We start from the raw sequence: 6,630 nt of genomic DNA on the forward strand, positions 1-6,630 counted from the left end.
CGGGCGGCGGCGGCCCCGCCGTGCCGCCGGCCGGACGGGCACCGCCTTGGACCGGCCGGCAGATCACCCGAACCGGTGAACGGCTGAGGCCGTCACCGCTGACCCGGCACCCCTACCGCCGCGCGTCCCCCGAAGTGCTCCCGGCCGGACAGCGCCGAGCGGCCGGACGCTACTGCTCCACCTCGGCGGCCAGCCGGTTCAGGATCTCGTCGTAGATCCTGCCGAGCCCGCGCGGCGCGAAGGTCTTCTCGAAGAAGCCGCCGATCCCGCCCGCGCCGTTCCACACGGTGGTGACCGTGACGCGTGACGTCCCCTCCGACGCGCCGGGAGTGACCGTCCAGGTGGTCACCATCGAGGAGTTGCGGTCCTTCTCCACCAGGCTTCCCTCGGCGGGTTCGTCGACCTCCAGCAGGCAGTCGCGGACGCGCTTGCTGGTGGCCTGCAACTTCCAGTGCACGAGTGTGCCCTTGCCGTCGCCGCCCTCGCGCACCTCGTACTCGCTGAAGTGGCCGGGCAGCAGCTTCTCCCGCGTGCCCCGGTAGTCCGCGAGGGCGTCGAAGACCGCGTCCGGCTTCGCCGCCATCTCCCGCCGACTGGTGGCCTCGACCTGCGCCATGAGTCCTCCTGTGATGGCCCGCGGCCGATCGCCACGGTGGCAGGCCATCCCATCACCCCCGACGCGCCCGTCACAACCCAGGTTGACATCAACGAGGGGAACAGGTGTTCTATTCGTAGACGGCACTACGAGGAGGCAGCATGCGCTGGGACAACCTGCGTGACGACGGCCCGGCCGCCCTGTTCGGAACGGGCGTCGTCAGCCGCACGTTCGACACGCCCGAGTTCCGCGGCGTCACCTTCCACGAGGTGCGGGCCCGCTCGATCGTGAACCGCGTCCCGGGCGCCTCGCGCATGCCGTTCGAGTGGACGGTGAACCCCTACCGCGGCTGCACGCACGCCTGCGTGTACTGCTTCGCCCGCCGGACGCACGGTTATCTGGACCTCGACACCGGCACCGGATTCGACACCCAGATCGTCGTGAAGACCAACGCCGCCGAACTGCTGCGCCGCGAACTCGCCTCCCCCCGCTGGCGGGGTGAGCACATCGCGATGGGCACCAACGTGGACTGCTACCAGCGCGGCGAGGGGCGCTACCGCCTCATGCCGGGCATCCTGACCGCCCTGCGCGACCACGCCAACCCGTTCTCCGTCCTCACCAAGGGCACGCTGATCCTTCGTGACCTGGACCTGCTGCGGTCAGCGGCGGCCATCACCGACGTCGGGGTGTCGGTCTCCGTGGGTTCGATCGACGAGGAGCTGTGGCGGACGGTCGAGCCGGGCACCCCGGCTCCCGAGCGCCGCCTGGACGTGGTGCGCACCCTGACCGAGCACGGCATCGGCTGCGGAGTCCTGATGGCCCCCGTCATTCCGTTTCTCGGCGACTCCCCGGCGCAGCTCCGCGAGACGGTGCGGGCCGTCGCCGCGTCGGGCGCCACCTCCGTGACGCCGCTCGCGCTGCACCTGCGCCCCGGCGCGCGGGAGTGGTTCATGGCCTGGCTCGGAACCCACCACCCGGGACTGGTGCGCCACTACGAGGCCCTCTACGCGGAAGGCGCCTACGCCCCCAAGTGGTACCAGCGCCGCATCACCCGCCAGGTGCACGAGTTGGCCGCCGAGTACGGCATCGGCCCGTCCGACCGGCGAGCCGCCAGGCGGATACCCGAGCCCCTGCCGGAGCCCGCTGCCGAGCCGGCGACGGCCGCCCAGGGAACGCAGCTGACCCTGCTCTGAGCGCCCGTCGGGCAGTGCACCACGGGCCGGCAGGCCGATCGCCCCGATGACACCGCCGCCTCCCGTCACGCTGCCGCGGAGCACCGGATGGAGTCGTTTGTCCGTGCGGGCAAGCGGGCACTGGGTCAGCGCCCATGGCCTCGTCGCCTGTGCCACGCAGTCCTCGGTGGGTGCGAGTTCACCGTCACGGCTGCTGCGGCGCCATCAGGAAGTGTCCGACGGTGGGGACGAGCGTGCATGGGCCCCTTGCACCGATGGCGACGGATACGGAGACCAGGCATGGCGACGAAGAGCACCGAGGGCGACGAGCACCGGAACGGCGGCGGCCTGTCACACCAGACCAGGATGTACCTGCGCTTCGCAGCCATGATCCTGACCGCCATGGTCGTCATGTACTGGACCATGTTCGCCGGCACGTGGGAGTGGAGCCACGTGAGGTGGAGCGAGAGCCGCCTCTTCATGACACTCACCATGGGCGGCACCATGGGACTGATCATGCTCGCGTGGATGCTCGACATGTACAAGAACATGAAGGGCAACATCGCCATCGTGGCGGTGAGCCTCCTGCTGCTGGGGGGCGGCGTGTTCCTCGACCGCAGCCAGACCACGGTGCAGGACTCCGCCTGGATGAGCGCGATGATCCCGCACCACTCACTGGCCATCACCCGCTCCGAGCGCGCCGAGATCACCGACGTCCGGGTGTGCCGACTGGCCGTCGAGATCATCGCGGCCCAGGAGCGGGAGATCAGCGAGATGGAGTGGCTGATCGAGGACATCAAGGAGAACGGAGAGGCCGAGACCGTCGAGGAGGCGGAGGCCCGGCCCGTCCCCGACTTCGAGGCGTCCCCGCTGCGTGACTGCCCGTCGGACTGACCCGGAGGCCTGCGGGCGGGCCCCGACTCCGAGGCGGGTGGGCCGCATTTCCGGGCGGGTGGGCCGTACTTCGGGACGGTCACGGGACGGCGGCTTGCGCCAGGGGGGTCGAGAGGCCGCAAAAGTTTGACGTGCTCGTGACATTGACGGCCGGCAACCGTGCGCCTATAAGGGTTGAGAGCGCTCTCACCCCAGGCAGTGCGAGCCGTCCCCCACCGTGGTGCCAGGCCCTGGCACACCACAGTCGTGCTGCCCTCCTTCCCTCACCTTCGCAGGAGGTGCTCCCCGCATGAGCACAAGCAGCATCGCTCCACCCCTGGCACGACGCAGACCCCGGCACCGCGCCGCGACCGCGGCCGCGGTCGCGGCGGTCGCGGTGATCCTCGCCCTGGTGGCCGCGGCGTTCACCGCCGCCCCGGCACAGGGCGCCGTGCCGCCCGCCCCCGGCTGGACGCTGAAGTGGAGCGACGACTTCGACGGCCCGGCCCGCTCGCTGCCCTCGTCGGAGCGCTGGCAGATCGACACCGGGCACGGCTACCCGGGAGGCCCCGACAGGTGGGGCACCGGCGAGATCCAGCGCTACACCGACTCCCCGGACAACATCAGCCTGGACGGCAGCGGCAACCTGCGCATCACCCCGTTGCGGGACGGCGCCGGCAACTGGACGTCCGGCCGCATCGAGACCCGTCGAGCGGACTTCAAGGCCCCGGCCGACGGAGTGCTCCGCATCGAGAGCCGGTTGCAGATGCCGAACATCACAGGTGAGGCGGCCGTCGGCTACTGGCCGGCCTTCTGGGCGCTCGGCGCCCCCTACCGCGGCAACTACTGGAACTGGCCCAGCATCGGCGAGTTCGACATCATGGAGAACGTCAACGGCCTCAACTCGGTCTGGGCGGTGCTGCACTGCGGCGTCAACCCGGGCGGCCCCTGCAACGAGACGCAGGGCCTGGGCGCCAGCCGCCCCTGCCCCGGATCGACGTGCCAGTCGGGCTTCCACACCTACCGCTTCGAGTGGGACCGCAGCAGCTCACCCAACGAACTGCGCTGGTACGTCGACGACCAGCTCTACCACAGCCTCAGCCAGGACGAGTTCGACGCCACCACCTGGTCGAACATGACCGACCACGCCGGGTACTTCCTCCTGCTCAACGTCGCCATGGGCGGCGCCTTCCCGGACGGCGTCGCAGGACGCGCCACCCCGGTGGCGGCTACCCAGCCGGGTCACCCGATGGTCGTCGACTACGTGGCCGTGTGGACCCGCGGCGGCGACGGCGGACCGACCGACCCGCCGGGCGACACCGGACCGCTGCACCTGCGCTCCGGTGGTTCCCTCGGCACCCCGGCCTCCTCCCCCGGCACCGCCACCCTGGCGTCGGCCGGCGGCGGCAACCACGACGGATCACCGCACCAACCGCAGACGTTCACCACCTCGGGCGTCACCGGGCGCTACAACGGCGGTGCCACGACGTTCGACCTGTTCGTCGACGCCGGGACCTGGGTCGGCAACGGGCAGCAGGTCCGGATCTCCTACGACCGCACTGCCGACGGAACCTGGGACCGCACCGAGACGTACCAGTACTTCGCCACCGACCCCGTCAGCGGGTACGAGCGGTACACGCACTCCCGCGGCCTGAAGTCCAGTACCGGCAGCCACGGCGACATGAACGGCGGCCGGATACGGGTGGAGGTGTGGAACGCCATCGGCAACGGTCCCAGCACGCTGGGTGTGGGCAACCAGTCGGTCGTCCACGTCCCCTTCGACTGACGCCGCCGCGCATGACGGCACTGCGTGGCGGGACGGCGGGCCGCCCGGCGGACACCACCCGCGGCCCGCGCTGCCCCCGCCCCGCCCGCGTGGCGTCCGACGGCCGGTGCTCCCCGCGAGCACCGGCCGTTAGGCTCTCCGCATGCTGATCAGGGAAGCGACGCCGCGGGACTGGCCCGAGCTGTGGCCTTTCATGCGCGGGATCATCGCCGCCGGCGAGACCTACACGTACGACCGGGACCTCGACGAGCAGCAGGCCCGCACGATGTGGATGCTGTCGCCGCCCGGGCGCACGGTGGTCGCCGCGGACGACGACGGCACCCTGCTCGGCACCGCCAAGATGAACCCCAACCACATGGGCGGCTCCGCGCACATCGCCTCCGCCAGCTTCATGGTGGACCCCCGGCACGGCCGCCGGGGCGTGGGTCGGGCGCTGGGCGAGCACATGCTCGACTGGGCGCGGTCGGCCGGCTACCGGGCCGTGCAGTTCAACGCCGTGGTCGAGTCGAACACCGGCGCGGTGGCCCTGTGGCAGTCGCTGGGGTTCGAGATCATGACGACCCTGCCGGAGGGCTTCCACCACCCCACGAAGGGATACGTCGGCCTGCACATCATGTACCGCAGGCTCTGACGCGGGCCCCCGCGGGCCGGTGGTGCTCCGTCGCGTCGCGGGGCTGGGAACGGAGGGTTACGACACCCCCGGTGCCCGGGTGGCACGCCGTTGAACTGTGCGCGACACACCGTGCCTGCCCTTGGCGCTTTCGGCCGAAGCGCCTTTTGTAGAGACATGCCCCTCTTCACGAACGCAGGAAAGCCCCGACCCTTCACGGCGGCCGCCCCGGCCGCCGTGCTCGGGCTGCTCGCGGTCGGCTACGTGCTCCAACTGCTCGGCCTGCTTCTGGGGAGCGCGGCCACGGTCGTGGCCGGTCCCGTGCTCGGTCTCGTCCTTGAGGCGCTGCTGCTGCGGGGACGCCTGCGCAGACTGGGCCGCCTGCTGGCCCGCGTCCAGTTGGGGCTCCCCATGAGGCAGCTGCTCCGGGACGCGCTGCTCGTCGGCGGCTTGACCCGGCTCGACGCGCTGCGGCCCGAGCCCTTCGCTGCCCTGCTGCTGCTCGCGCTGCTCGGCTGCTGGACCGGGCACTTCCTGTGCCAGGGCGTCGCGGTGCTGGTGCGCCGTTCCCGCACGCTACCCTTCGTCACCCGCAACGTGGACACCTCCGGCCTGGGCCTCAGCCCGGCCCCGGCCCCGCTCTTCGGCCGGCACGGCGCGGCACGGCTGGTGACGGTGGGCGCAGTCGTCACGGCCGGCTCCGCCGTGACGGCCGGTACGCAGGACGTGCGCTGGGCCGCGCTGGCGGCGGCGGGTAGCTGGCTGGGGCTGCTCGCCGGGACGGCGCTCCTGGCGCTGCGGCTGCTGCCCGGCAGGCGGCCGGCCGGCGAGGCGGAGGCCCTCGAATGGCTGGACACGTGGCTCGCCGCGTACCGGCCGACCGTCGGCATGTACTTCTCCGGCGGCTCCTCCTCCGCGTACCAGGCGAACATGTGGCTGGGTCCGCTCGCCGACCTCGACGAGAGGCCGATCATCGTGCTCCGCGAGCGGTTCATGGTGCGGAAGCTCGACACCACGGACGTGCCGATCCTGTGCGTGCCGAAGGTCGTGCACCTGATGCGTCTGGAGCGTTCGACGCTCGAGGTGCTGCTGCACCCGGCCAACTCCGGCAAGAGCTCGCAGGTCCTGCGCATCCCGTCGATCAAGCACGCGTTCGTCAACCACGGCGAGAGCGACAAGCTCTCCAGCTGCAACCCGTACGCCAAGGCGTACGACGAGGTGTGGGTGGCCGGCCCGGCCGCGCGCGAGCGCTACCGGCTCGCGGACGTCGGCGTGGAGGACAAGGACGTCGTCGAGGTGGGCCGCCCCCAGCTGACGCCGATCCGGCCGTACGGCGGCGCTCCCGGCCCTGGCGGCTTCACGACCGTGCTGTACGCCCCCACCTGGGAGGGCTGGTCGGACGACCCCGGCAGCACGTCGATCATCCTGGCGGGCGAGAACGTCGTGCGCGAGCTGCTCGCCGATCCGGCGGTGCGCCTGCTGTACAAGCCGCACCCGATGACCGGCTCGGTCGACCCCCGCGCAGGTCTGGCCGACCGGCGCCTCCGGGCCGTGATCGCCGAGGCGAACGCCCGGCGCGGTGGCCCCCGCCCGG

Annotated in this window: 5 protein-coding genes and 1 pseudogene; 5 read left to right on the forward strand and 1 reads right to left on the reverse strand. The window is 71.7% G+C overall.

Annotated elements, in window-relative coordinates; genetic code table 11:
• Window positions 1–169 precede the first annotated feature (169 nt).
• Window positions 170–616 carry an SRPBCC family protein gene (locus ACYVE9_RS12155; protein WP_461027812.1) on the reverse strand — a complete coding sequence of 149 codons (447 nt, stop codon included), beginning with the start codon at window positions 614–616 and terminating at the stop codon, window positions 170–172.
• Between the two features lie 140 nt (window positions 617–756).
• Here ACYVE9_RS12155 and ACYVE9_RS12160 point away from each other — a divergent pair, with 140 nt between their 5' ends.
• From ACYVE9_RS12160 to ACYVE9_RS12180, 5 genes and pseudogenes are all read left to right on the forward strand, one after another.
• A complete protein-coding gene (locus ACYVE9_RS12160) occupies window positions 757–1,788 on the forward strand; it encodes an Rv2578c family radical SAM protein (RefSeq protein WP_461027813.1) in 1,032 nt (343 codons plus the stop codon).
• A 279-nt stretch (window positions 1,789–2,067) separates the two neighbouring features.
• On the forward strand, window positions 2,068–2,661 hold the full coding sequence (locus ACYVE9_RS12165) for a DUF305 domain-containing protein (RefSeq protein WP_461027814.1): 594 nt from the start codon (window positions 2,068–2,070) through the stop codon (window positions 2,659–2,661).
• A gap of 289 nt (window positions 2,662–2,950) precedes the next feature.
• Window positions 2,951–4,426, forward strand: coding sequence for a glycoside hydrolase family 16 protein (locus tag ACYVE9_RS12170; protein WP_461027815.1), 1,476 nt, complete (start codon window positions 2,951–2,953; stop codon window positions 4,424–4,426).
• A gap of 142 nt (window positions 4,427–4,568) precedes the next feature.
• Complete coding sequence (locus tag ACYVE9_RS12175) at window positions 4,569–5,057, forward strand: GNAT family N-acetyltransferase (protein WP_461027816.1); 489 nt, start codon at window positions 4,569–4,571, stop codon at window positions 5,055–5,057.
• 156 nt (window positions 5,058–5,213) lie between these two features.
• Window positions 5,214–6,630: pseudogene (locus ACYVE9_RS12180) on the forward strand (hypothetical protein); the annotation flags it as partial.

The organism is Streptomyces sparsus (assembly GCF_054776295.1).